The sequence below is a fragment of the Lacinutrix sp. 5H-3-7-4 genome (assembly GCF_000211855.2).
GTDB lineage: Bacteria > Bacteroidota > Bacteroidia > Flavobacteriales > Flavobacteriaceae > Lacinutrix.
Map to the genome: position 1 here is coordinate 171,919 of NC_015638.1, position 24,962 is coordinate 196,880.

General features: G+C 31.3%; 24 protein-coding genes. 8 read left to right on the plus strand and 16 right to left on the minus strand.

Annotation, left to right across the window (positions count from 1 at the left end; translation table 11 throughout):
- Window positions 1-225 precede the first annotated feature (225 nt).
- The 4 genes from guaA to LACAL_RS00865 form a co-directional block, all read right to left on the minus strand.
- The gene (guaA, locus tag LACAL_RS00850; RefSeq protein WP_041301226.1) at window positions 226-1,758 is read right to left on the minus strand and encodes a glutamine-hydrolyzing GMP synthase; all 1,533 of its coding nucleotides are present in this window, start codon (window positions 1,756-1,758) and stop codon (window positions 226-228) included.
- A gap of 55 nt (window positions 1,759-1,813) precedes the next feature.
- Window positions 1,814-3,415 (minus strand): bacillithiol biosynthesis cysteine-adding enzyme BshC, encoded by a 1,602-nt coding sequence (gene bshC / locus LACAL_RS00855; RefSeq protein ID WP_013868798.1) that lies wholly within the window; start codon window positions 3,413-3,415, stop codon window positions 1,814-1,816.
- 123 nt (window positions 3,416-3,538) lie between these two features.
- Window positions 3,539-4,846 carry a 30S ribosomal protein S12 methylthiotransferase RimO gene (gene rimO, locus LACAL_RS00860; RefSeq protein WP_013868799.1) on the minus strand — a complete coding sequence of 436 codons (1,308 nt, stop codon included), beginning with the start codon at window positions 4,844-4,846 and terminating at the stop codon, window positions 3,539-3,541.
- 110 nt (window positions 4,847-4,956) lie between these two features.
- Window positions 4,957-6,606: an amidase family protein gene (locus LACAL_RS00865; protein WP_013868800.1), complete on the minus strand. Its 1,650-nt coding sequence runs from the start codon at window positions 6,604-6,606 to the stop codon at window positions 4,957-4,959.
- 97 nt (window positions 6,607-6,703) lie between these two features.
- Between LACAL_RS00865 and LACAL_RS00870 the strand changes: the two genes are divergently transcribed.
- Window positions 6,704-7,786 carry a serine hydrolase gene (locus tag LACAL_RS00870; RefSeq protein WP_013868801.1) on the plus strand — a complete coding sequence of 361 codons (1,083 nt, stop codon included), beginning with the start codon at window positions 6,704-6,706 and terminating at the stop codon, window positions 7,784-7,786.
- A gap of 164 nt (window positions 7,787-7,950) precedes the next feature.
- The gene (locus LACAL_RS00875; protein ID WP_013868802.1) at window positions 7,951-8,937 is read left to right on the plus strand and encodes a fibronectin type III domain-containing protein; all 987 of its coding nucleotides are present in this window, start codon (window positions 7,951-7,953) and stop codon (window positions 8,935-8,937) included.
- Window positions 8,938-9,021: 84 nt separating this feature from the next.
- On the opposite strand, the gene ftsY is transcribed toward LACAL_RS00875, so the two are convergent.
- The 8 genes from ftsY to LACAL_RS00910 all read right to left on the minus strand — a co-directional run bounded on the left by ftsY (window position 9,022) and on the right by LACAL_RS00910 (window position 13,884).
- Entirely contained in the window at window positions 9,022-9,996 is a 975-nt protein-coding gene (gene ftsY / locus LACAL_RS00880; protein WP_013868803.1) for a signal recognition particle-docking protein FtsY, read from the minus strand.
- A gap of 171 nt (window positions 9,997-10,167) precedes the next feature.
- Window positions 10,168-10,320: a DUF4295 domain-containing protein gene (locus LACAL_RS15145; protein ID WP_013868804.1), complete on the minus strand. Its 153-nt coding sequence runs from the start codon at window positions 10,318-10,320 to the stop codon at window positions 10,168-10,170.
- A gap of 21 nt (window positions 10,321-10,341) precedes the next feature.
- A complete protein-coding gene (gene rpmG, locus LACAL_RS00885; RefSeq protein WP_013868805.1) occupies window positions 10,342-10,524 on the minus strand; it encodes a 50S ribosomal protein L33 in 183 nt (60 codons plus the stop codon).
- Between the two features lie 58 nt (window positions 10,525-10,582).
- Entirely contained in the window at window positions 10,583-10,819 is a 237-nt protein-coding gene (gene rpmB, locus LACAL_RS00890) for a 50S ribosomal protein L28 (RefSeq protein ID WP_013868806.1), read from the minus strand.
- 79 nt (window positions 10,820-10,898) lie between these two features.
- Window positions 10,899-12,146, minus strand: coding sequence for a CinA family nicotinamide mononucleotide deamidase-related protein (locus tag LACAL_RS00895; protein WP_013868807.1), 1,248 nt, complete (start codon window positions 12,144-12,146; stop codon window positions 10,899-10,901).
- Window positions 12,147-12,488 (minus strand): hypothetical protein, encoded by a 342-nt coding sequence (locus tag LACAL_RS00900; protein ID WP_013868808.1) that lies wholly within the window; start codon window positions 12,486-12,488, stop codon window positions 12,147-12,149.
- A 2-nt stretch (window positions 12,489-12,490) separates the two neighbouring features.
- Entirely contained in the window at window positions 12,491-13,102 is a 612-nt protein-coding gene (locus LACAL_RS00905; protein WP_013868809.1) for a fumarylacetoacetate hydrolase family protein, read from the minus strand.
- An 8-nt stretch (window positions 13,103-13,110) separates the two neighbouring features.
- Window positions 13,111-13,884: a 3'-5' exonuclease gene (locus tag LACAL_RS00910; protein WP_013868810.1), complete on the minus strand. Its 774-nt coding sequence runs from the start codon at window positions 13,882-13,884 to the stop codon at window positions 13,111-13,113.
- A gap of 112 nt (window positions 13,885-13,996) precedes the next feature.
- On the opposite strand from LACAL_RS00910, the gene LACAL_RS00915 reads away from it, so the two are divergent.
- The 4 genes from LACAL_RS00915 (at window position 13,997) to LACAL_RS00930 (ending at window position 16,833) form a co-directional block, all read left to right on the plus strand.
- A complete protein-coding gene (locus tag LACAL_RS00915) occupies window positions 13,997-14,635 on the plus strand; it encodes a glutaredoxin domain-containing protein (RefSeq protein WP_013868811.1) in 639 nt (212 codons plus the stop codon).
- Between the two features lie 20 nt (window positions 14,636-14,655).
- Window positions 14,656-15,375, plus strand: a complete 720-nt coding sequence (locus LACAL_RS00920) for a 3-ketoacyl-ACP reductase (RefSeq protein WP_013868812.1) — start codon at window positions 14,656-14,658, stop codon at window positions 15,373-15,375.
- Window positions 15,376-15,495: 120 nt separating this feature from the next.
- Entirely contained in the window at window positions 15,496-15,954 is a 459-nt protein-coding gene (locus LACAL_RS00925; RefSeq protein ID WP_013868813.1) for a hypothetical protein, read from the plus strand.
- A 36-nt stretch (window positions 15,955-15,990) separates the two neighbouring features.
- Window positions 15,991-16,833 carry an esterase family protein gene (locus tag LACAL_RS00930; protein ID WP_013868814.1) on the plus strand — a complete coding sequence of 281 codons (843 nt, stop codon included), beginning with the start codon at window positions 15,991-15,993 and terminating at the stop codon, window positions 16,831-16,833.
- Window positions 16,834-17,136: 303 nt separating this feature from the next.
- Here LACAL_RS00930 and LACAL_RS00935 read toward each other — a convergent pair whose 3' ends face one another.
- From LACAL_RS00935 to recR, 3 genes are all read right to left on the minus strand, one after another.
- Window positions 17,137-18,450: a dihydrolipoamide acetyltransferase family protein gene (locus tag LACAL_RS00935; protein WP_013868815.1), complete on the minus strand. Its 1,314-nt coding sequence runs from the start codon at window positions 18,448-18,450 to the stop codon at window positions 17,137-17,139.
- 114 nt (window positions 18,451-18,564) lie between these two features.
- Window positions 18,565-19,662 (minus strand): glycosyltransferase family 2 protein, encoded by a 1,098-nt coding sequence (locus LACAL_RS00940; protein ID WP_013868816.1) that lies wholly within the window; start codon window positions 19,660-19,662, stop codon window positions 18,565-18,567.
- A gap of 6 nt (window positions 19,663-19,668) precedes the next feature.
- Window positions 19,669-20,286: a recombination mediator RecR gene (gene recR / locus LACAL_RS00945; RefSeq protein WP_041301641.1), complete on the minus strand. Its 618-nt coding sequence runs from the start codon at window positions 20,284-20,286 to the stop codon at window positions 19,669-19,671.
- A gap of 159 nt (window positions 20,287-20,445) precedes the next feature.
- Between recR and LACAL_RS00950 the strand changes: the two genes are divergently transcribed.
- Window positions 20,446-21,909, plus strand: a complete 1,464-nt coding sequence (locus tag LACAL_RS00950) for a sodium:solute symporter (RefSeq protein ID WP_013868818.1) — start codon at window positions 20,446-20,448, stop codon at window positions 21,907-21,909.
- Here LACAL_RS00950 and LACAL_RS00955 read toward each other — a convergent pair.
- On the minus strand, window positions 21,893-22,255 hold the full coding sequence (locus LACAL_RS00955) for a CoA-binding protein (protein ID WP_013868819.1): 363 nt from the start codon (window positions 22,253-22,255) through the stop codon (window positions 21,893-21,895). The two genes, LACAL_RS00950 and LACAL_RS00955, sit on opposite strands and share 17 nt — an antisense overlap.
- A gap of 167 nt (window positions 22,256-22,422) precedes the next feature.
- Between LACAL_RS00955 and LACAL_RS00960 the strand changes: the two genes are divergently transcribed.
- Entirely contained in the window at window positions 22,423-24,903 is a 2,481-nt protein-coding gene (locus LACAL_RS00960) for a TonB-dependent receptor domain-containing protein (RefSeq protein WP_013868820.1), read from the plus strand.
- The last annotated feature ends 59 nt before the right edge of the window (window positions 24,904-24,962 follow it).

Below are 24,962 nucleotides of genomic sequence, written 5' to 3' on the forward strand. Positions count from 1 at the left end.
ATTTTAAATATTGAAATGTGCCTTTGTATTTTAACTTTTATAGTTTACACAGAACGACAAATTAGTGTTTTTATTTAATATTCAATTATCATTCCAAAAAAAACAGCCATATTTGGTATGCTGCGTTAGTGATGGAGGCTTTGTTGAAGCTCCTCGCAGAGAGCGACTGCCGAGAGCACGACCAAACCATGCTTTTTTGCATGGCTTGGTAACGCCCAATTTATTTTATTCCCACTCGATTGTTGCTGGTGGTTTTGAGCTAATATCGTAAACAACTCTATTTACTCCTTTTACTTTATTTATAATATCGTTACTGGTTTTTTGTAAAAACTCATATGGTAGGTTTACCCAATCTGCCGTCATACCATCTGTGCTTTCTACTGCTCTAAGTGCGACGCATTTTTCGTAAGTACGTTCGTCTCCCATAACGCCAACACTGTTTACTGGTAGTAAAATTGCGCCTGCTTGCCATACTTTATCGTATAGTCCTGCGTCTCTTAATGCGTTTATAAATACGGCGTCTACTTCTTGTAATATTCTTACTTTTTCGGCCGTTATATCGCCTAATATTCTAATGGCTAATCCTGGTCCTGGAAATGGATGACGACCTAATAATTGCTTATCCATACCCATTGATGCTCCTACACGACGAACTTCGTCTTTAAAAAGCGCTTTTAATGGCTCGACTATTTTAAGTTTCATAAAATCTGGCAGACCGCCAACATTATGATGACTTTTTATTGTTGCACTTGGTCCGCCTGTTGCACTCACGCTTTCTATTACATCTGGGTAAATGGTGCCTTGTGCAAGGTATGTAACGTCTTGTATTTGGTGTGCTTCGTCATCGAACACTTCAATAAATACGCGACCTATGGCTTTACGTTTTTCTTCTGGGTCACTTTTTCCTGCTAATGCTACAAGAAAACGTTGTGATGCGTCTACGCCTTTTACATTTAATCCCATGCCTTTGTATTGCTCAAGTACATCGGTAAATTCGTTTTTACGTAATAAACCGTTATTTACAAATATGCAATATAAGTTTTCGCCAATGGCTTTATGTAATAGCATTGCTGCTACAGATGAGTCTACGCCTCCAGATAAACCTAAAACAACTTTATCGTTGCCTATTTTAGCTTGTAAGGCTTCTACTGTTTCTTCTACAAATGCATTTGGTGTCCAGTCTGGATTTACATTTGCAATATTTACTAAAAAGTTTTCTAATAGTTGTTTACCATCTGTAGAATGGTATACTTCTGGATGAAACTGTATCGCGTAGGTGGTTTCGTTTTCTATTTTATATGCTGCATTTTTTACATCATGCGTGCTTGCCAATAATTTACCGTTTGTTGGTAAAGTTTTTATGGTATCGCTATGGCTCATCCATACTTGACTTCCTGCTGTTATACCTTTAAAAAAAGCATCGTCTTCTACAAAACTAAGGTTTGCTCGCCCGTATTCTCTTGTGTTAGATTCTGCTACTTCTCCACCAGAAAAATGTGCTAAATATTGTGCACCGTAACATACTGCAAGCATTGGTTTTATACCGCGAATGCCTTTTAGCTCTGGATGAAATGCGTCTTGAGATCTTACAGACATTGGGCTTCCTGAAAGGATGACTGCCTTGTAGTCGTCTAAATTGGTTGGTATTTTGTTAAATGGGTGTATTTCGGAATAGATGTTAAGTTCTCTAACTCTGCGCGCAATTAGTTGTGTGTATTGCGATCCGAAATCTAAAATAAGTACTTTGTCGTGTTGCATGTGCAAAAGTAATAATTGCATTTAAAATTTAAGAACCTCTTTCCTAATTTTTTTTCTAAAATGTTAACACGGTAAATTCTCCTTGTAAAGGCTCTAAATGTTTTATTAGATTTGGAATTAAATTTTCTCCAAATTCTAAATACAACTCGCTAAAATTTGTGTTTCGTTCTTGTAAACTTTTATTAGGAAATAGTTGATTTTGAAGATCTGTAATGCGTTCTATTTGATCTTTTAATTTTCTTTTTTGTGCCGTAAGTAAGCGTTTCTCTAGGTTTTCTAACCCGTTAATTTGCTTTTTTTCTTGTGCGGCAACTGCACCTAGAAAAGATTTATCGGTTTTTTGTGCCAACTCGTAAAGCGCTTCAAACTGTGTTTTTAAATGGTTTACTTGTGTTGAAAAATCGATATCTATATTAGAAATTTCTCTTACTTTTTTATTTATAAATGATTCTCTTTTTAGAAAAACATCCTCATTAGATATATCTAATCTTTTTAATTTATTTGCTTGTTGCTGTGTTTGTATTAAAACCGAATTACGTAATAATAACATAGGAAACACTACACCATTAGCTTTAAAATTAGATTTTAACTGAAACCAATACGCTAACTCACCGCCACCACCAATGTAACAAAGGTTTGGTAAAATTATTTCTTGATAAAGTGGTCTTAAAATTACATTAGGACTAAAGCATTCTGGCGCCTCATTGAGGTGTTGTATTATTTCACTCTTACTCCATGAAATATTAGTGTTTAAAACTTTAAAACTATTATTATTAAAAACAATACGTTCTCTTATGTTTTTTGTGATATAAAATAGGTTTATCTCTCTTGGGTTTACTTGTATTTTATAATCTTGAGATAATGCTTCTATTTGTTTATTAACTTTGGTTACGTTTTGATAAGAGATTTGTTGTGTTAATTCTTTTTCTGCATAAGGAATAAAGAGTTTTTTTAGCGCTCTGTTATTTGCTTCTACTACAACTAAACCATAATCTTTAAACAACTCATTAGCTAAATAAAATGTAGCTTGAGCTAATGTCTTATGTTCTAAATAAGCACTTTTAAAAAGTGTTTTTAAACGGTCTGCATTTTTACCAATACCTAATTCTTGAGAAAAAATTTCTAAAACAGCATCTAAACCTTCGGTTTCTAATTCACCAACCGCACCTGATGCTTCACGATTCCATTGTATTTTTTTACCTTTAAAATTAAAATAGTTTATTTCATCAAAATCATGGTCTTCTGTTGCCATCCAATATACTGGCACAAAATTATTTTCGGGATATTTAGCTTTTAAGGTTTTTGCTAAATTTATTGTAGATACTATTTTATGTAAAAAATATAGTGGTCCAGTAAACAAATTTAATTGGTGTCCTGTTGTTACGGTAAAAGTGTTGCTTTGTCTTAAAGATTCAATATTATCTATTGTAGCTTGAGAAGCTTCTACCATTTTATAGTTTTCACTTAAAACACTTGTTAAAACGTTACGTGTTTCTTGGCTAAACGCCGAGGCTTTCTCTTCTATTTGTTCTTGAAAATTTTCAAGATTTGGAAAACGATTGTAAAATGGCCTGAGCGCTTCTGCTTCGGCTAAATAATTACAAATTAGTTGTGAAAAATATCCTGTGGATTTATAAGAGAGATTGTTTGATGGCATAGTTAATAGAAAATCTAGTGTAAAGATAAGGCTCTTTACACTATTGTTTGTCTTAAAATTAACTTAAAAATTGTATGAAACGCTCTTAATAATTAGCAATAAACAAGTTGTAAATGCAGCTAATTAAGCTGTTACAACTTCACCATACAAATCAAAATCTTCAGCTTCAATAATTTTTACCGTTGTGTATTCTCCTGTTTTTAAATACACTGTTTTAGCATCGATTAAAACCTCATTATCTACATCTGGAGAGTCAAATTCTGTACGACCAACAAAGTAGTTTCCTTCTTTTCTATCGATAACTACTTTAAATTCTTGACCTATTTTTGCTTGGTTTAATTCCCAAGAAATTTGAGATTGAATTTCCATTATTTCATTTACACGTTGCATTTTCACTTCTTCTGGAACATCGTCTTCTAAATTAAAGGCGTGTGTGTTTTCTTCGTGAGAATATGTAAAACAACCTAAACGCTCAAATCGCATTTCGCGAACCCATTCTTTTAGTTCTTGAAAATTTTCTTCGGTTTCACCAGGATATCCTGCAATTAGAGTTGTACGAATTGTCATTTCTGGAACTTTAGCTCTAAACTCTTTAAGTAGTTTTGTGGTTTTTTCTTTTGTAGTACCACGACGCATACTTTTTAATATATTATCGCTAATGTGTTGTAACGGAATATCTAAATAATTACAAATTTTTGGTTCGCGTTTCATTATATCTAATACATCCATTGGGAATCCTGTTGGGAATGCATAATGTAAACGAATCCACTCGATACCTTCAACTTTTACTAAGTTTTCCAATAACTCTGCAAGGTTTCGTTTTTTGTATAAATCTAAACCGTAGTACGTTAAATCTTGAGCAATAAGTATTAATTCTTTAACGCCATTTGCTGCTAATTTTTCTGCTTCGGTTACTAAATCTTCAATTGGTGTACTTTTATGTTTTCCTCTCATTAAAGGAATTGCACAAAAACTGCATGGTCTATCGCAACCTTCGGCTATTTTTAAATACGCGTAGTTTTTTGGTGTTGTTGTTAAACGCTCACCAATAAGCTCGTGTTTATAATCTGCACCTAAAGCTTTTAATAAACCTGGTAACTCTGTAGTACCAAAATATTGATCGACATTTGGTATTTCCTTTTCCAAGTCTGGCTTATATCTTTCAGATAGACATCCTGTTACAAAAACTTTATCTACATCACCATCTTCCTTTTTTTGCATGTACTCCAAAATGGTGTTCACACTTTCTTCCTTTGCATTATTAATAAAACCACATGTGTTTATTACAACAATATTTCCTTCTTGTTCATGTACAACTTCTTTGCCATTGGCTTTAAGTTGTCCCATTAACACTTCGCTATCGTAAACATTTTTACTACAACCTAGTGTTATTACATTAATCTTGTTCTTTTTAAGTGATTTTGTTCTCATACTCTTTTTTCCATATTACTGGAAATACCATTTAGTGATACTATTACATTTTCGGTCTGCAAAGATACGTAATGATTTGAGATTGACAGTCGTTGATTATTATTTATCTATTAATTATACTGTTTTGGAGCTATACGTGCTTTTGAAGCTTGCTCGTAAGCATATGTCCAATTAAGTAAATCTAATTCTTTTTGTGGTTTTGTAATAAATGTTAAACCTTTTGGTTCGCCGTTTTTACTATAACCCATTGGTACTGTTATAGCAGGATATTCTGCGACGGCTGCATAGCCAGCATGATAGTTATTAATTGAAACGAACCCATCTAAATTATGCTTTTTAATAGGTTGTAAAAAATAACTTCTTCCATTAAATTTGAGTGTGCGTTTTATTTTTGTGAACGCTGTATTAGTTGCTTTATCTTCTACAACACCTTTAAATAAAGACTGGCCATAAGGTGCATTAAGTAATGAGTCTTGGTTATTATACTTTATAATATCACTAACTGAGCTTAAATTTAAATTTGGGTTTGCATATTTTTTAAGATACTCTGGTAAATCGTTTTTCATATCTAAATTTAGCAGTCTTAAAAAATCTGGTAATTCAATTTCTGGTTCTTCAATTTCTATTATTGTAGCACCTTGTGCTTTTAAAACTGTTAACGCATTGGAATACAAACTATCTTTTAATAAGCGTTTGTAAGCACCTAACCGTTTTCCTTGTAAATCCTTTTTATTATAGTTTTGAAAATAATAACCGTTTGTAGAATCGGTTTTTATAGATTTTGAATCTGCTTTATCGTAACCTAGCATAGCATCTAAAACTATAGCATTATCTGTAACATTTTTTGTAATTGGTCCAGCTGTATCTAGTGTAGAAGAAATTGGTACAATTCCTTCACGGCTTAACAAACCAACAGTTGGTTTAAAACCTACTACCGAGTTTTGACTTGCAGGAGATAAAATAGAACCTGAAGTTTCACTACCTATTGCTGCTACACAAAAATTTGCAGCTACCGCCACACCACTACCAGAACTAGAACCACCAGTATCTATTATTCGTCTTCCATAAGGATTTAATGTTTGACCACCAACGGCACTGTAACCGCTTGGGCAATCGCCACAAAAGAAATAAGCCCATTCACTAAGGTTGGCTTTACCTAAAATTATAGCGCCATGGCTTTTTAAACGCTCAACAATAAAAGCGTCTTCGGTTTGGTTATTAGATAATGCAATTGCGCCAGCAGTTGTAGCCATACCTTTTGTGTTAATGTTATCTTTTAACAAAATTGGCATACCAAATATTGGATGGCGCTCGGCTGTAGTTTTTATTTCGGCATCTGCAATTTTAGCTAATTCAATGGCATTTGGATTTATTGCTATAACCGAATTTAAACTTAATTCATTTTCTCTGTCAAACTGGCGTATTCTGTACAAATAAAATTTTACCAATTGCTCATAACTTAATTCTCCTTCTTTTATATTTTTTTGAATTGTTGGTATATCTTGTTCTAGTATAAGTGGCTTTAAAGCATCGTAATTTACTTGATTAAAGCCAATAAGCGACTCGTTAATATCTTTCCAAAGTGTTTCGTTTTTTAAAAATTTAGAATCTAAAACTTTAAAATCTCTAAAATCTTTTATTACAACTGCCGAGTCTAATATTCCTTCAGTATTATTATTTTTAATATTAGTCTTTTTTATTTCTTTACAATTATTTAGAAATAAAATAGTTATTAAAATAAATAGTATGTTTTGTTTCATTTTATTAATTTTATTTAAAAGTACAAAACACTGCTTAAAATTTTAACTTTTAAACCTTATTCTCTTTATTAAGTCTTAAAATTAAAGCTATCTCCCAATGAAAAACGCCATCATATTCATATTAAGTACCGTTTTTTTTATTAGTTGCTCTACAGAAAATTCTGAAAACCAAAATGAAACAATAAACCCAACAACTACTGAAGCTTTTTATTTTCCACCAAATGATAGTGAGGAATGGGAAACTACAGACGCTTCAGCATTAAATTGGAACGTTAATGCTACTCAAGAACTTTCAAACTTTTTAGAGATAAATAACACTAAAGGTTTTATAATACTTTACAAAGGAAAAATAGTTATAGAAAATTATTTTAACAACCATGATGCTAATAGCAATTGGTATTGGGCAAGCGCAGGAAAAACTTTAACTACGGCCGTTTCTGGCATTGCAGAAGACCAAGGCATTATTGATATAAATGATAAAGTTTCACAGTATTTAGGTACTGGATGGACAAGTGCTACTTTAGATAAAGAAGACTTAATTACTTGTAAACATTTATTATCTATGTCTTCTGGACTTGATGATACTTTAGGAGACTCTACTTCACCAGAAAACTTACAATATATTGCTGATGCTGGAAGCCGTTGGGCTTACCATAATGTTTATGTGAAAATGCAGGATGTTATAGCTCAAGCTAGTAATCAAGATTGGAACTCATATTTTAATTCTAATTTAAAAAACAGAATAGGCATGAATGGTGCTTGGTTACCACTTGGTGATCTAAATGTATATTGGAGTAACACGCGTAGTATGGCTAGGTTTGGTTTATTAATTGCCGCTAACGGTAAATGGGAAAACACACAAATTGTATCTGCCAATTTTTTAAGTGAGGCCACACAAACAAGTCAAAATATTAACGAAGCTTATGGCTATTTATGGTGGTTAAATGGAAAATCTAGTTATCACCTACCACAAAGTCAACTAGAATTTCCCGGAAGTTTAGTGCCTAATGCACCAAACGATATGTATTGTGCTTTAGGCAAAAACGACCAAAAAATTTATATTGTTCCAAGTAAAGATTTAGTAGTTATTAGAATGGGAGACGCTGCAGATGATGAAAACTTTGCTTTATCATCGTTTGATAATGATTTATGGGAAAAAATTAATCTAGTAATTAATTAACTCCTCTTTATTAAACTCACAACAACTAACTAACAGTCAAAAACTTAAAATTTACAACCTTTATAGTTATGTTAATTACAACAAAACCATACATTAATAAAGTTAATTTTCTTTTGTAGAAAAATAATAAGTTTAGCTATATTCACGCACTAAACTTAATCAATATGAAAAAAATTACCTTATTACTAGCAGTATCTCTGCTAATTTTTGGATGCTCTAGCGACGACAGTCCAAACGAAGAAAACCAACAAAATAGTTGTGCCTTACCTGTTAATTTATCTGTACAAAATTTAACAAATACAACTGCGTCTTTTAACTGGGATGTAAGCATAAGCTCTTCTTTATACCAAGTAGAATATGGTACTTTTGGCTTTTCTCAAGGTAGTGGAATAACTTTAACCGTTCCTGACACTTACACATCTGTACAAAACTTACAACCACAAACACAATATAGCTTTTATACTCGCGTATTTTGTAATGAATCTCAAACTTATAGTAATTGGGCAGGACCATTTTCGTTTGTTACATTAGACAGTAATCCTTTTTGTGAGGACCCAACTAATTTTACAGAAGATGTTTATCCAGACTCTATAACGCATAATAAAATAGATTTATATTGGAGTTCACCAAGTTCTGGAGGATCTGAAATACAATATGGAGTACAAGGTTTTAACTTAGGTAGTGGCACTACACAAATTGAACCAGATTTTTATGATCAATCTGCATCTATAAACAATTTAAACTCTGAAACAACTTATGATTTTTATGTAAGAAATGTTTGTGAAGACTCTGGATTTAGTTCATGGGTTGGACCAGTTTCTATCACAACTTTAAACGAGCCATCAAACCCTAATTGTATAGATCCATTTAATTTTACATCTACTTCATCTGGAACAAATAGTGATGGAAGTAAATATTTTGATTTTACTTGGGATTACGAAAGCTCTCAAAACAGTTGGGAAATAGCTATTGTTGAAGCAGGAACTGCTTTTAATACTAGTAGTGTAACTGCTACTTCTTTTTCTCCTGTAAGGGTAAGTTATGGCGGTGTTACTTCTGGACAAGCTTATGATTTTTATATACGATCTAATTGTGGTGGAACTAATGGATTTAGTGATTGGGTTGGCCCAATAACAGTTACTGCTCAATAGTATTTAAAACAATAACTCATAAAAAAAAGCCTTCGAAATAAATTTCGAAGGCTTTTTTTTATAGAATTTTGTTACATATTTTTTCTATTTAAAGAAAGAGTCTACAAACTCGTATTTATTAAATACCTGCAAATCTTCAATACCTTCACCAACACCAATATATTTTACTGGTATTTGAAATTGATCACTAATACCAATTACAACTCCACCTTTTGCTGTGCCATCTAATTTAGTAACTGCTAATGATGTTACTTCTGTAGCTGCTGTAAATTGCTTAGCTTGCTCAAATGCGTTTTGTCCTGTAGAACCATCTAAAACTAGTAATACATCATGTGGTGCATCTCCTATAACTTTTTGCATTACACGTTTTACCTTAGTTAACTCATTCATTAAATTAACTTTATTGTGTAAACGTCCTGCAGTATCAATAATTATAACATCGGCATCTTGAGAAACTCCAGACTCAAGTGCATCGAAAGCAACACTTGCTGGATCACTACCCATTTCTTGTCTTACCATTGGCACATCTACTCTATCTGCCCAAACTTGTAATTGGTCTATTGCTGCTGCTCTAAAAGTATCTGCAGCTCCTAATACAACTTTTAATCCTTGTTTTTTAAATTGGTAAGCAAGTTTACCTATAGTGGTAGTTTTACCAACACCGTTTACTCCTACCACCATTAATACATATGGTGTTTTTTTACCATCTTCTTGAGGTGGTAATGTTGGTATTTTATATTCTGTTTCTTCGCCAGAGTTAGTTTCACTTAATAATCCTGCTATTTCTTCTCTAAGAATTCTATTAAGCTCATCTGTACCTAAATATTTATCTTTAGCAACACGAGCTTCTATACGCTCAATTACTTTTAATGTAGTATTTACACCAACATCACTAGAGACTAATACTTCTTCTAAATTATCTAAAACATCGTCATCGACTTTAGATTTTCCAGCAACTGCTTTACTAAGTTTCCCTAAAAAACTTGTGCTTGTTTTTTCTAAACCTTTATCTAAGGTTTCTTTTTTTTCTGAAGAAAATATTTTTTTAAAAAAACTCATTGGCTGTTTTTTCTATTAAGTGTTAATTAAAATTTTAATAGCAATAGTCAAGCCTTAAATTTAAAACTGAAACATTGTCATTAATTATTGTAAAGTAACGTAATATTTTGACATTAAAAAAGCCGCTCTCTATTTAGAAAGCAGCTTAATAAATTGTACATATAGTAAAACTTATTTCTTGTTTAAGAAATCGTTTACTAAATCTGGTGCCATAATTTTTTCAACAAACATGTATGCTCCTGTTTTAGGAGATTTTTCCATTCTGATTGCTTTAGACAATCTCTTAGATCCTGTTTGTAACGATGCTACTGATTTCTTTGCCATAATTCTAAAAAATTATCTTGATTACTTAATTTCTTTATGAACAGTCATTTTCTTCAAGATTGGATTAAATTTCTTTATCTCCATTCTATCAGGTGTGTTCTTTTTATTCTTAGTTGTAATATAACGAGAAGTTCCTGGTTGCCCAGAAGCTTTATGCTCTGTACATTCTAATATTACTTGTACTCTGTTACCTTTTTTTGCCATTGTAAAATTTCTTTTTTGTTATTTCCGCGCAAGCGAAAATCTCATCCTATATAGGCTATTATTTTATAAATCCTTTAGCTCTTGCATCTTTTAATGCAGCTGCGATACCAATCTTGTTGATTGTTTTTAAAGCAGATGTAGATACTTTTAAAGTTATCCACTTATCTTCTTCAGGAAGAAAAAAACGTTTTTTGATTAAGTTCGCGTTAAATTTACGCTTAGTCTTATTCATTGCATGCGATACGTTGTTTCCAACCATTGCTTTCTTTCCTGTAAGTTCACAAACTCTTGACATTACTTATAACTTTAAAATTGTTATTAAAATTCGAGGTGCAAATATATGAAATCTTTTAGTATTGACAATCTGTTTTTTATCAATTTTTAAAAATTTCTTTACTTAAAAGTTCTAAAGCCTTATTTATCGCTTTGTTTATAACCCTTAACCTATTATTGCCAAGTTCTAATTTTTGTGAAATTACTTTGTTTTTTGATGCAAATGCAATAAAAACTGTTCCAACTTCGGCTTGAGAATCTCCTTTTCCGGGTCCTGCATTACCTGTTGTGGCAATTGCAAAATCTGATGCATATAGTTTTTGGCATTGTTTTGCCATAGCTTCTGCTACTTCTGCGCTTACTACAGAATATTTATCTATTGTAGCTTGAGAAACACCTAAAATGTTCACTTTTGTTTCTGTTGCATAAGGAACAATTGCGCCTTTTAAGTATGCTGAAGCTCCTGAGTGCTGAGTAAATGTTTGGGCTAATTGTCCTCCTGTACAACTCTCTGCTATTGATAATGTTTTTTTATCTGCTGTTAATTTTTTTGCAATTAACTCTTCTATATCACCATCATCTTCAAAACCTGTAAATACATCTTTTAATAAAGGTAGCACTGCTTCTATTTGCGTGTCTATGTCTTTTACTAATGTTGTTTCATTTGTACCTATACCTGATAAACGTAGCCTTACCTTTCCTAAATTTGGCAAGTATGCTAGTTTTATATGGCTAGGCAAACTATCTTCCCACGCTTCTATTCTTTCTGCTATTATGCTTTCTCCTAAGCCGTGAGTTAAAAGTGTTTTGTGATATATATAAGGACGTTTAAATGTCTTTTTTAATTTTGGAAGTACTTCGTTTAACATTAATTGTTTCATTTCGTGTGGTACTCCAGGCATTGAAATAAAAACTTTATTGTTTTTTTTAATCCACATTCCTGGTGCACTTCCTACCAAATTCATTAATGGTTGTGCTTTTGATGGTATTAAAGCTTGATCTAAGTTCACTTGTTGCATTGGCTGTTTAACGAAATCTCGCCATAGACGCTCTATATTTTCTGTGACTTGCGCGTCTCTAATTAGAGTGTCATTAAAATACTCTGCTATAGTATGCTTTGTTATATCGTCTTTTGTTGGCCCTAAACCACCTGTTACAATTATAATATCTGCATTTGCTTCAGCTTCTGCTAGTGCTTTTAAAATATGGGATTTTTCGTCTTGAATAGATGTTATTTGATAAACAGAAATACCTATAGTATTTAATGCTTTACCAATAAATGCTGAATTTGTATCTACAATTTGACCAATGAGAATTTCATCTCCAATGGTAATAATTTCGGCTTGCATTTATATATTAAAATCGCTTTTTATTTCGTTAGAAGCTTTATCTATTGCTTCTAAAACCATGGCTAATTGCGGTGTTACGTCTTCTCCTTTTTTTTCAAATTTCCCCCAATCTTGTATTTCTATAAGTTTATCTAAAACGCCTAATTCGAATACATCTATGGTTGGCTTCATTTTATGTGCTGTTTGGTAAGCCTGAAGCATATTATCGTTTTCTACAGCTTCTTTTAACAGTTTTGCATCTGCAGGCACTTCTTCTAAAAAAGTTTGGGCTAACGCTAAAATAAAGTCTTCATCGTTATCTGCTAGCTCTCTAAGTCTATGTAGTTTGTAGTGTTGTTCCATTTTTATTTTACAGATATTGAAAATAATTCCTGATTTTCAATATACCCTTTTAATTTATCATTAGCAACTACCTTGCCAACTCCAGCAGGTGTTCCCGTAAATATAATGTCTCCAATCTTTAAAGTAAAATATTTTGACACATATTCTATTATTTCATCTATTTTCCACAACATTAAGCTGGTATTGCCTTGTTGTGCCACTTCTTCATTTTTCTTTAAACTAAAATTTATATTGTTTAAATCTTTAAAATCTGACTTAGGAAGCCATTTTCCAACAACGGCTGCACCATCAAATGCTTTTGCTTTTTCCCAAGGTAAACCTTTCTCTTTTAATTGCGCTTGTAAATCTCGCGCTGTAAAATCTATACCTAACCCAATTTCATTATAATATTTATGGGCAAATTTTTTATCTATATATTTACCTACGCGATTAATTTTCACCAAAACCTCTACTTCATGGTGTACATTATTAGAAAATTCTGGTATAAAAAATGGTTGCTTTTTTAATAGTATTGCGGTGTCTGGTTTTAAAAAAACAACAGGATCTGTTGGTTTCTCGTTTTCTAATTCTTTAATATGGTCTGTGTAATTTCGTCCTATACAGATTAATTTCATGGCCAGTTTTAAATTTTATTATTAAAAGCTCTTAGTTTTATAGCGGTAAGCACCTTTTTTGTGTATAAAGGAAAATCTGCATTAAGTAACCAGCCAAAATACCCAGGTTCTTTATCTAATACATCTAGTACTTTTTTGCCTTTATGTTTACCAAAAGAAAAACATTCTTCACCTTCTTTATTATAATTAATAAATCCTGCAAAGTCTGCAAACTTTTTATGCGAGCTAAACTCGGCTAAAAATTTAGCGTCGTTTTCTAAATCTTCATAACGGTCTAATTGTGCTTTTAAAACTTCGTAAGTGGCTAATGTATCTGCTTCTGCAGAGTGTGCATTTTCTAAATTTTTATCGCAATAAAATTTATAGGCTGCACTTAATGTACGCTGTTCCATTTTATGAAAAATGGTTTGCACATCAATTGCCACACGTTTGTTCATATCAAAATCCATATTTGCTCGAAGCATTTCTTCTGCTAATAAAGGAATATCAAATCTATTAGAGTTAAATCCTGCCAAATCACTATCTTTAATCATAACATTTATTTCCTTAGCAAGTTCTGCAAATGTTGGCTCGTTTGCAACACGCTCATCTGTAATACCATGTATTGCAGAAACCTCTGCCGGAATTGGCATTTCTGGATTTACAAGCCAGGTTTTGCTCTCTTTGTTTCCGTTAGGAAATACTTTTAAAATAGATATTTCTACAACTCTATCTTTAGAGATATTAATTCCTGTTGTTTCTAAATCGAAAAAACAAATTGGTTTTTTTAAGTTTAACTGCATCTTTTATGGTATGATTTATGCAAATATAATTGTATTATGTTACTTTTACTTTGATTCTCTAAAAATAGAAAGAGTTTCCTGCATAAGTAAGACTCTTCAATAAAATTTTAAAATGAAAAAACGCCTTACACTACTTGTCTTTTTACTAATTACCTTAAACAGTTTTGCTCAAAACGAACATAAACACGTTAAACTTACCGAAGAAAAAAAAGGAAAACGACTTTCGCTTTATGCTACCAATACCGATTCGCTTTCTTATGATATTTTTTTAAAAGTGGACACTAAAGATTTTAGACGCAGTAGCACTAGACCTATTCTTAGAAATATTACTCCAAATAGCAAAATTAAACTACTAACATTAATACAATTAAATGGTACCGAAGGCAAGTACAACACTACTTTTATTGTTAATGAAGTTGCTTATGCTATTGAAGTAGAAAAAGACCACGAAGGTTTAGATTTTAAAATAGATGAAGCTTTAAAAGATAAAAAAGTAACACTCTACACAAAAAACGACTGTCTTATTTGCCCAGATACTAAACGTATTTTAAATAATAATAAAATTGCTTTCACAGAATATAACATAGATAAAGACAGCACTAATTATCTTAAAATTATTAAAGATTTTAAAAGCAACACAAACAAAAACTTTGATAATAAAATACCAGTTTTAAAAGTAGATACAGCCATTTACAATAACATAGAAAGTGTAGAAGATTTTATTACTGCACTACGAGAAGCGTTTAATTAAGAATAGAATAAAAATTAAAAATGAAAAATTTAAAAAACAAAAAAGCAATAATCACAGGAGGAAGCAGAGGTTTAGGTAGAGCTACAGCCATTGCTTTTGCTAAACAAGGTATTGATGTTGGTATTACAGGTAGAAATGAAGACACCCTTAAAGCTACCGTTGCAGAACTTAAAGGTTTAGGAGTTAATGCAGAATACGAAGTTTTTGATGTAGGTAATTATGAAGAGGTTAAAGCAGGTATAGACAACTTAATTAAAAAACTTAGCACAGTAGATATTTTAGTTAACAATGCTGGTATCGCTGCTTTTGGTACACTAAACGATATGCCTGTTGAAGAATGGAGCAAAATTATACAAACCAATGTTATGGGTATGTACTATGTTACAAAGGAGGTTTTACCTTATTTAATAGATAAAAACGAAGGTGATATAATTAACATCTCATCTACCGCAGGATTAAATGGTAATGCAACTACATCTGCCTATTCTGCATCTAAATTTGCAGTTATTGGTATGTCTGAATCTTTAATGAAAGAAGTTAGAAAAAATAATATTAGAGTTTGCACATTAACACCAAGTACAATAGCATCAGACATGTCTATAGATTTAGGTATAGCAGATAAAGACTCACAAGATAGCGTATTACAACCTGAAGATTTTGCAGAGTTAATTGTTGCCGGTTTACAGCTACCAAGACGAGCAATGTTAAAAAGTGCTGCATTATGGTCTACAAACCCATAATATAAAATCTTTATTTATAAAAAAACACAGCTTAATGCTGTGTTTTTTTTGTTTTAATTAAAAATTAAATCTTTATATTTAAACTAACTTTTCACATACAGTTTAATACGCTATTATTCAATGAGTCTTCTTTTTTCAATTTTAATTGTTGGTATTCCAACTTACCTATTTTTTAATTGGGTTTTAAAAAAATGGAATATTGGCAATAAAAGTAATAGAAAATTTATAGCTATAATTCCTGCTATATGTTTAAGTCCACTACTATATATAAGTATAATTTACATATGGTTTTTTACAGCATCCTATTATCCAACAACAAATTTTAATAAAAATGAATGGCACACAAATACCACCGAAAGGTATAAAATGTCACAAGATATTATTGAAAGTGATTTGTTAATTGGAAAAACCCAAAAAGAGGTAAGCAATTTATTAGGAGACGATTTTTACATTTATAATAGCAACCATATTGCATACCAACTTGGTTTTGTTCCTGGCTTATTTAATATAGATCCAGATGTACTAGATATCTATTTTGAAAATGGAATAGTTGTAAAAGTTTCACAACACGAAACTTAATATTAAAACAAATTGCAAATAATTAATAAAGAAAAAATGAGAAAATTAATTGGTACATTTTTAATAGGAATTTTATTTACATCATGTAATTCTAAAACAACTACAGCACCTTCTAAATCTAAATTTTTAATTGATTCTCTTTACAGCGAAAGCTTTGGTAATTATAGAAAACACAATCTCTATTTACCAAAAGACTTTGACACAAAAAAAGATTACCCAATTATATATGCGACTGATGGGAATAGTAATTTAACAGATAAAAAAAAATTATTAGACTCATTAATAGATAATAAAATAATTAAGCCTTTAATTTTAGTAGCAAGTTTCTCTAACGGTAAAATTGCAGACAGTACAAGTATGACAATTGGTAATGGAAAAAGACACAATCTTACTTACAGGTATTTTGAATATGTAAATCAAGATTTCCCTAAAGACAATAAGTATCCACATTTAGAAAATACTTTTAAAAATCATTTAAATTACTTTAGTAAAGAATTAATTCAATACATAGAAAAAAATCTTAACCAAACCACAAACCGAGATGATAGATATTTTTATGGCGCATCTAATGGTGCTGGATTTGGCTTGAGTTTGCTAAATACTAACCCAGATTTAATAGGTACTTATCTTTGTTTTTCAACATTTGCCGGTGATATTAAATCTAATACTTCTTGGAATACTAATACTAAATATCCAAACCTCTATTTAAGATATGGAAGTCAAGAAACTTTTCTTGATGCTGATGCTAAGTTTTTAAAATTAAAATATGCCGAAACAAACTCCTTTATAGATGTTAAGAAATATAATGGCGGACATAATAATAAATTTTGGAAAAAAGAATTTACTAATATTATTACAGACATTTTAAAGTACGAATAAAACATGAGCCGTTTTAAAGAAATAGTTAAACAATTATAATAATTAGAAATAATGCACATTGCTTGTTATGCTATATATTATTTAAGACTTTTGACACTACAAATATTCCTCCACAAATGCCTAACTAATTTCATTTTAAAAAATATATTATCAAATTAATTATATAATATATCTTAGTTAATGCCACATTAAATCTGGTTTAATTCTTAAAATGTCGCATATAAATGAATAAATAAAGTTCTATAAAACAAAAAAAGCACAGTAATTAAACTGTGCTTTTTTTATATAATAAGTAGTATAAAATTATATTTCTCTATTAGAATCCCAAGCTTCTAAATAGTCTTTTACTGCTTTTACAAACTGCCCACCAAGTGCTCCATTTACAACTCTGTGATCGTAAGAGTGTGATAAAAACATTTTATAACGTATACCTATAAAATCGCCATCTGGTGTTTCTATAACTGCAGGCACTTTACGTATAGCACCTAAAGCTAAAATACCTACTTGTGGCTGGTTAATTATTGGTGTTCCCATAATACTACCAAATGTACCAACATTTGTTACAGTATATGTTCCGCCTTGTATATCGTCTGGTTTTAATTTATTATCTCTTGCGCGTCCTGCTAAATCGTTTACAGCTTTTGTCATGCCAACTAGGTTAAGTTGGTCTGCATTTTTAATAACTGGTACAATTAAATTTCCATCTGGTAAAGCTGCTGCCATACCAAGGTTTACGTTTTTCTTTTTAACAATTGTATCGCCTTGTAAAGAGATATTCATCATAGGAAAATCACGTAATGCTTTTGCAACGGCTTCCATAAATATTGGCGTAAACGTAAGGTTTTCGCCTTCACGTTTCATAAATTCTCCTTTTACTTTCTTTCTCCAGTTCCAGATATTTGTAACATCGGCCTCGATAAAACTTTGTACGTGTGCACTTGTTTGTACACTATCTACCATATGATGCGCAATAAGCTTGCCCATTCTAGTCATTTCTATAATTTCATCACCTTGTGCTGCTACAACTGGCGCTGCTTTTTTAGCTTCAGGCTTAGAGGTTTTAGCTGGTGCTGGTGCTGCTGCTGCTTGTGCAGGTTGCGAACCTCTATTTTTTAAATAAGCTTGCATGTCTGCCTTAGTTACACGACCATCTTTTCCTGTTCCTGTAATAGCATCTAATTCGGCTTGACCAATACCTTCGGCTTTAGCCATATTTTTTACTAATGGAGAGTAAAAACGTTCGCCATTAGAACTTATTGGCGCTGCTGTTTCTTGAGCTTTAGTCACCGTTTTTTCAACCTCTGCAACTGCAGGTGCCGTTTTTTCTTCTACAACTTCTTCTGCTTTTGGCTCTGTAGCGGTTGTATTACCTTCACCTTCTGTTTCTATCACAGCAATTGTTTGGCCTACTTGTACTACATCGTCTACATTAAAAAGCACTTCTACTAAAACACCATCAACTTCACTTGGTACTTCACTATCTACTTTATCTGTTGCAATTTCTAAAACTGCTTCGTCTTGTTCAATAGTATCTCCAACTTCTTTTAACCATGAAGTAATCGTAGCTTCTGCTACGCTTTCTCCCATTTTCGGTAATTTTAGTTCAAATCTTGCCATATTAATAAAAAATGTGTCTTTTTATATTTTCAAAATGCAAAATTAATAAAAAATAGCTTATTTATCTGACTATTCGTTATAATTTTGATTTTATTAACTCTATTATTTTGATACTTAAAAGTGTATCACTTCTCCTCTACTTTTTGAGGAATGACTTCCGAGTATAAAATTAGCGTTTTTTGGAAGTATTTTGAATGTTAAATTTTTATTTTTTTCTGAAGTTTCCATTTCTTCAATAATCTTTTGAAAACTAATACAGTTAGCATCAAAAATCACCTGTGTATTGGCTTTTGCTTCCGTTATATTTTGAATTGATGATATCGGTTTTTTTAATTTTTCGGCTAAAACATCTATTTCCTTATTTGAAACTAATGCGTAATTTTCAGTTTTTACAACTACATCTTTTCGTTTATTGCCAAATATTCTTGCTGATTGTATGCCTAAAAAAACCAAAGCATCAAAAACTACATTGCGTTTAAAATGTTTTTTATAAAATATTTGCATAGCACCATAAAAGCGTTTTGCATAGGTTTTATTTTTTAAAGTACTTTCTCCTTTGTAATGTATTGCACTTATTTCTCCATAATAATAGCTTTGGTAACCTGCTTTTATAATTTTATAACTTAGGTCTATATCTTCGCCATACATAAAATAGTCTTCGTCAAAACCATTTACAGCTTTGTAAACATCGCGCTTTATTAACATAAATGCGCCTACATAAATGGGTACTTTACCTATTTCATTTTTAGATAGTTGGTTTGCATAATAGTGTTGTGAGTTACCTAAAGCTTTTTGTATTGCTACTTTTGTTATTGGAACGTTACGTTTACTTTCGGGTAAAAACTCACCATTTCCATCTATTAACTTACAGCCTACTATACCAAGGTTATGTTTTGTTTTTGCAAATTGCAAGAGTGTTTTAAACGTGTTTTCTCCTACTACCGTGTCTGGGTTTAATATGCAAACATATTCGCCTTTGGCTTGTGCTACTCCTATATTATTTCCTTTAGAAAACCCATAGTTATTTTTATTTTCTATAAGTTTCACTTTAGGGAATTTGGCTTTTACCATAGTACAACTCTTATCTTGTGAGTTGTTATCTACTACTATAATTTCAGCATCTATATTTTGTATTGCTGTTTCTACGCTTTGTAGACATAGCTCTAAAAAGTAGCGTACATTATAGTTAAGTATGATAACCGAGAGTTGCAAAAAGGCTTATTGTTTTAATGAGTTTTCAAACGGAATACGATTTAAAATACTGCGTCCAAGTGTTACCTCATCTGCATACTCTAACTCATCTCCAACAGATATTCCTCTGGCTATTGTAGAGGTTTGTACTTCTAAACCTTGTAATTGTTTAAATATATAAAAGTTGGTTGTATCGCCTTCCATAGTTGGGCTTAATGCAAAAATAAGTTCTTTAATGTTTCCGCTTTTTACTTTTTCTATTAAGCTTACAATATTTAAATCGTGTGGTCCAATACCTTCTATAGGATTTATTTTTCCGCCTAAAACGTGATACAATCCTTTATGCGATGCCGTATTTTCTATAGCCATAACGTCGCGAATATCTTCAACTACACAAATAACATCTTTTTTTCGCAATGGATTTGCGCAAATTTCACACAAGTCAACATCGCTAATATTATGGCAGGATCTACAAAATTTTAAATCTTCTCGCATATGAGTAATTGCTTGCGATAAATTTGTGGTTTGCTCTTTTGGTTGTTTTAATAAATGTAATGCCAAACGTAATGCTGTACGCTTACCAATACCTGGTAATTGTGAGATTTCGTTAACAGCATTTTCCAAAAGTTTAGATGAGAATTCCATAGACTGCGAATTTAAATATAAGTGCAGACTTTCACTAATTTTAGTGTCTTTAAATACGTTAATATTTAAAGTAACACCATGTAATATTTTAGTATTTTTAAGCAACAAACCTATAGCTGTAAACTTATTTTGTATTTTGGCCGGTAGAATATAATTTACATGACTGCTACTCAAATTTTATTACTAATTGCTGCCTATTTTGGTGTGCTTATTTTAATATCTTATTTCACAGGAAAAGAAGATACAAATGCTGCTTTTTTTAAAGCTAATAAATCTGCACCATGGTATTTGGTTGCTTTTGGTATGATTGGCGCATCGCTATCTGGCGTAACATTTATATCTGTTCCTGGTGCTGTAGCAGGTAAACAGTTTGGCTATTTTCAAGTTGTACTAGGCTATTTTGTTGGTTATTTAGTTATTGCTTATGTATTATTACCTTTATATTATAGATTAAACTTAACGTCTATTTATACGTATTTAAGAGATAGGTTTGGTAGTACAAGTTACAAAACAGGTTCTGTAGCCTTTTTAATTTCTAGAACGGTTGGTGCTGCTTTTAGGCTGTTTTTAGTTGCTAAGGTTTTACAGCTTTTAGTTTTTAATCAATTTGGCATTCCTTTTCCGGTTACCGTATTAATAACCATTGCCTTAATTTGGCTATATACCTTTAAAGGTGGTATTAAAACTATAATTTTTACAGATACTTTACAAACATTATTTATGCTTACTGCAGTAATTGTGGCAATTTTCTTTTTAGCTTCTGCTTTAAATTTAAATAGTATTACTGAAGTCTACAGCAATATTACCAATAGCAACATGAGTAAGGTTTTCTTTTTTAGCGATGGTAATGATCCGCAGTATTTTTGGAAAAGCTTTTTAGCAGGTATATTTATTACTATTACCATGACAGGTTTAGACCAGGATATGATGCAAAAAAACCTAACCTGTAGAAATATAAAAGAAGCACAAAAAAATATGCTTTCGTTTGCTGTGGTTCTTGTATTTGTAAACATCTTATTTTTAGCTTTAGGTTTAATGCTTACCCAATATGCAGAGCAAAATGGTATTACTGCCAAAAAGGATGATTTATTTCCAACCATAGCCATGTTGCCAGAAATAGGTATTGCGACTTCAGCATTTTTTCTTTTAGGTTTAATTGCTGCTGCTTACTCAAGTGCAGATTCTGCTTTAACTTCACTAACAACTTCTTTTTGTATAGATATTATAGAGCTTGATAAAAAACCACAGCAAGAACAAAAAAAGATACGTAAACGTACTCATATCTTTTTTAGTTTTCTACTTGTTGCAGTAATTATATTATTTGATACTATTTTTACAGATGTTTCTGTTATATGGGAGTTATTTAAAGCTGCTGGCTATACTTATGGTCCACTACTTGGCTTATTTGCATTTGGCATTTTAACCAAAAAACATATTAAAGATAAATATGTTTGGGTTATAGCCATAACCGCACCATTACTATCTTACTTTATGAATCTGTATTCTAAAGAGCTATTATTTGGCTACCAATTTGGATTCGAAATTTTAATAGTAAACGGCTTACTAACATTTATTGGCTTATTATTTATTACCAATAAAAAAGAAGTTAATACTGGTTTGTAGATAGCATTACCAATGTACAAGCAACTTCTACTTCAATATTATTTTCTTTAAGAATAGCGTAAAATTCTGGATTTTCTGTTCCTGGATTAAAAATTACACGCTTGGGTTTTAAAGACACTATATAGTTATAATATTCTTTTTGCCTAGTAGGGTTTAAATATAGAGTTACTGTATCTAAATCCTTATAAGGTTTTAATTCTGTATCTATAGTAACACCATATTCTTCTCCTGGACGCATTCCAAAGGCCACAGTATCATGATTATAATTTGTTAATTTTTGCATCGCCATATTAGAATATCTATTTGGTTTTGTTGATGCCCCTATTACTAATGTTTTCTTATTCATCTTTTTTTATTTCTTATCTCATATTAATAAAAAGAAACAAGACAAATGTTAAATTCATGTTAACACCTATTAAAAGCGGTAACAGAAATTTAAAACATACGTCTTTATATTATTACCAAAACAAACCAATTTAAATACAATCAATCAAAAAACACCAATCAATCAAAATGAAACACTTATTAAGCATTTGCCTATTTGTAATAGCTTTTACATTACAGGCACAAACTTCGGTAAATAGTCCATCCATATTTAAAAATGGAATTATTACTGGTACTATTTTAGACGGAAATCTTAACGAACCCTTACCATATGTAAATATCGTAATTAGAGACTTAAACAATAAAATAATTACAGGTAGTCTAACAAAAGAAGACGGTACTTTTTATATGGAAAATATACCTGAAGGAAAAACCAAAGTAAGCATCGAATACCTTGGCTACAAAACTGTAAGTCGTGAAATTGAAATTACCAAAGACACTAAAAGAATAGACTTTGGTACTATTAAAATATTTGAAGAAGCTACTAGTTTAGGTGAGGTAGAAATTACGGCCGAAGTATCTACAATACAACAAAAAGTAGACAGAAAAGTAATAAACGTTGGTAAAGACCTTACTACAACTGGACCAACAGCAAGTGATATTATGAATAACTTACCAAGTGTAAGTGTAGACCAGCAATCTGGAGCTATAAGTTTACGTGGTAATCAAAATGTGCGCGTTATGGTAGACGGAAAATTATCTAACATTCCTGCTGCACAGTTATTAAAACAAATTCCTTCTACCTCTATAAAAAGTATAGAGTTAATTACAAATCCATCTGCCAAATATAATCCAGAAGGCATGAGTGGAATTATAAATATTGTACTACATAAAAACGTAAAATTAGGATTTAATGGTAGTATAAATATGGGATTAAATGTGGATGAAAATGCAAAATTTAATTCATCGGTAGATTTAAATTATAGAAACGGAAAAATTAACATCTACGGAAACTATGGAAACAATATTGCTAAAAATGCAAACAGAGGAAACATTTTACGTGTAGATGATAATTCTCAACAGTTTTTTGGAGGCTTATCGAACACTAAAAATCACTTATATAAAGTTGGTGTAGATTACTACATTAATGATAAAAACACATTATCTTTTTTCACAAACCAAAATACATTCGACTCTAAAACTAATAGTGAAACCAGTGTTTTATTTTATGATGATGAAGCCGCTAACCAATACCAAACCTTTAAAAACACAAACGATAACATCTCTGGGCAGTACAATTTAAATTACAAATTAGATTTTGCTAAAGATGGACACAACGTAGAGCTAGAAGTAGATTATAACGATTTTGAACAAGATGAAGATGCTAATTTTTATAATTTTGGTGCAAATGCACTAAGTCCTACAAGAAATGATTTAGTAGGAACAGAAAGAAATAGAACAACCATAAACCTAGACTATGTAAACCCATTAAGTGAAAAAGCAAAATTAGAATTAGGGTTACAAGCACGTTTATTTGAAACCAATATAAACTTTGCCTCTACTGGTTTAAGCTTTAATGAAACTGGAATGCTAAGGCAAACACCATCAACAACTTTTGATTACGAAAGAAATATATTCTCTGCTTATGCAACCTACGGAAAGAAATTTGAAAAATTCACATATCAAATTGGTTTAAGAGCAGAGACTGTAGAGGTTAACGCTAATGCCTTAGAGACAGAAATAGAAACAAACGAAACCACTCCAAATCCTTTTAAAAATGATTATTTTGAAGTCTATCCTTCGTTGTTTTTAACTTATAGTCCTAGCGAGAAAAACTCATATCAATTAAGCTATAGCAGACGTATAGATAGACCTGGAATTGGACAAATAAACCCTATTAGAGAATGGAGCACGCCATTAATATCTCAATTTGGAAACCCAAACCTTTTACCACAATTTACAAATTCTATTGAAGCAAACTATACACGTGTAGTAAAAGGCGGAAGCATAACTGGTGGTGTATTTTATAGAATTATTGAAGACGAAATTAATACTGCCGTATTTGTAGACCAAACAGATTTAAGCAGGTTAATTTTAACTAATGATAACTTTGATAACACATCGGCTTTTGGTGTAGAATTATCAAGTAATTACAGACCTACAAAATGGTGGAGCATTAATGCAAGTTTTGATTTGTTTTCGCAAACACAAACCGGTATTACAGAACGTATAAATGTACCTTTAGAAAATGCAACTATAGACAATATTGTTAGAAGTGAAATTGAAGTAGATAATGTTGCCTGGAATTTTAGAGCTTTTAATAACTTTAGTATAAGCAAAACCTTATCATTCTCTCTTTTTGGATTATATAGAGGAAAAAGTAAAGGTATACAATTTGAAAGCACACCAATGTATTTTGTAAATATAGGAGCTAGGCAAAGCTTTGCTAAAGGCAAAGGGTCTATAAGCATTAATTATAATGATATTTTTAATACTATGGAATTTGGTTTTGAAGGTGATAATCCATTTAGACAAACCGGAAGATTTACTTGGGAAAACCAAAACATATTTTTAGGACTAAATTATAGATTTGGTGGTGGTAAATACAGAGCTAAATCTAGAAAAAATAGAGATAACAACGAAAAATCTAGCGGTGGCGGATTTATGTAAAAAAGAAATTATTTAATAGTCTTTATAAAAGTTGATGGTTAGTGTTTATGTTGGCTATT

Excerpts from the sequence above, each read along its gene's own strand:
- LACAL_RS00895 (WP_013868807.1), bottom strand. The coding sequence starts at position 12,146 with ATGCAAGCCGAAATTATTACCATTGGAGATGAAATTCTCATTGGTCAA.
- LACAL_RS00960 (WP_013868820.1), top strand. The coding sequence starts at position 22,423 with ATGAAACACTTATTAAGCATTTGCCTATTTGTAATAGCTTTTACATTA.
- guaA (WP_041301226.1), bottom strand. The coding sequence starts at position 1,758 with ATGCAACACGACAAAGTACTTATTTTAGATTTCGGATCGCAATACACA.
- LACAL_RS00915 (WP_013868811.1), top strand. The coding sequence starts at position 13,997 with ATGAAAAAACGCCTTACACTACTTGTCTTTTTACTAATTACCTTAAAC.
- LACAL_RS00905 (WP_013868809.1), bottom strand. The coding sequence starts at position 13,102 with ATGAAATTAATCTGTATAGGACGAAATTACACAGACCATATTAAAGAA.
- LACAL_RS00870 (WP_013868801.1), top strand. The coding sequence starts at position 6,704 with ATGAAAAACGCCATCATATTCATATTAAGTACCGTTTTTTTTATTAGT.
- LACAL_RS00930 (WP_013868814.1), top strand. The coding sequence starts at position 15,991 with ATGAGAAAATTAATTGGTACATTTTTAATAGGAATTTTATTTACATCA.
- LACAL_RS00875 (WP_013868802.1), top strand. The coding sequence starts at position 7,951 with ATGAAAAAAATTACCTTATTACTAGCAGTATCTCTGCTAATTTTTGGA.
- rpmB (WP_013868806.1), bottom strand. The coding sequence starts at position 10,819 with ATGTCAAGAGTTTGTGAACTTACAGGAAAGAAAGCAATGGTTGGAAAC.
- LACAL_RS00900 (WP_013868808.1), bottom strand. The coding sequence starts at position 12,488 with ATGGAACAACACTACAAACTACATAGACTTAGAGAGCTAGCAGATAAC.
- recR (WP_041301641.1), bottom strand. The coding sequence starts at position 20,286 with ATGGAATTCTCATCTAAACTTTTGGAAAATGCTGTTAACGAAATCTCA.
- bshC (WP_013868798.1), bottom strand. The coding sequence starts at position 3,415 with ATGCCATCAAACAATCTCTCTTATAAATCCACAGGATATTTTTCACAA.
- LACAL_RS00955 (WP_013868819.1), bottom strand. The coding sequence starts at position 22,255 with ATGAATAAGAAAACATTAGTAATAGGGGCATCAACAAAACCAAATAGA.
- ftsY (WP_013868803.1), bottom strand. The coding sequence starts at position 9,996 with ATGAGTTTTTTTAAAAAAATATTTTCTTCAGAAAAAAAAGAAACCTTA.
- LACAL_RS00920 (WP_013868812.1), top strand. The coding sequence starts at position 14,656 with ATGAAAAATTTAAAAAACAAAAAAGCAATAATCACAGGAGGAAGCAGA.
- rpmG (WP_013868805.1), bottom strand. The coding sequence starts at position 10,524 with ATGGCAAAAAAAGGTAACAGAGTACAAGTAATATTAGAATGTACAGAG.
- rimO (WP_013868799.1), bottom strand. The coding sequence starts at position 4,846 with ATGAGAACAAAATCACTTAAAAAGAACAAGATTAATGTAATAACACTA.
- LACAL_RS00950 (WP_013868818.1), top strand. The coding sequence starts at position 20,446 with ATGACTGCTACTCAAATTTTATTACTAATTGCTGCCTATTTTGGTGTG.
- LACAL_RS00935 (WP_013868815.1), bottom strand. The coding sequence starts at position 18,450 with ATGGCAAGATTTGAACTAAAATTACCGAAAATGGGAGAAAGCGTAGCA.
- LACAL_RS00925 (WP_013868813.1), top strand. The coding sequence starts at position 15,496 with ATGAGTCTTCTTTTTTCAATTTTAATTGTTGGTATTCCAACTTACCTA.
- LACAL_RS00865 (WP_013868800.1), bottom strand. The coding sequence starts at position 6,606 with ATGAAACAAAACATACTATTTATTTTAATAACTATTTTATTTCTAAAT.
- LACAL_RS00910 (WP_013868810.1), bottom strand. The coding sequence starts at position 13,884 with ATGCAGTTAAACTTAAAAAAACCAATTTGTTTTTTCGATTTAGAAACA.
- LACAL_RS15145 (WP_013868804.1), bottom strand. The coding sequence starts at position 10,320 with ATGGCAAAGAAATCAGTAGCATCGTTACAAACAGGATCTAAGAGATTG.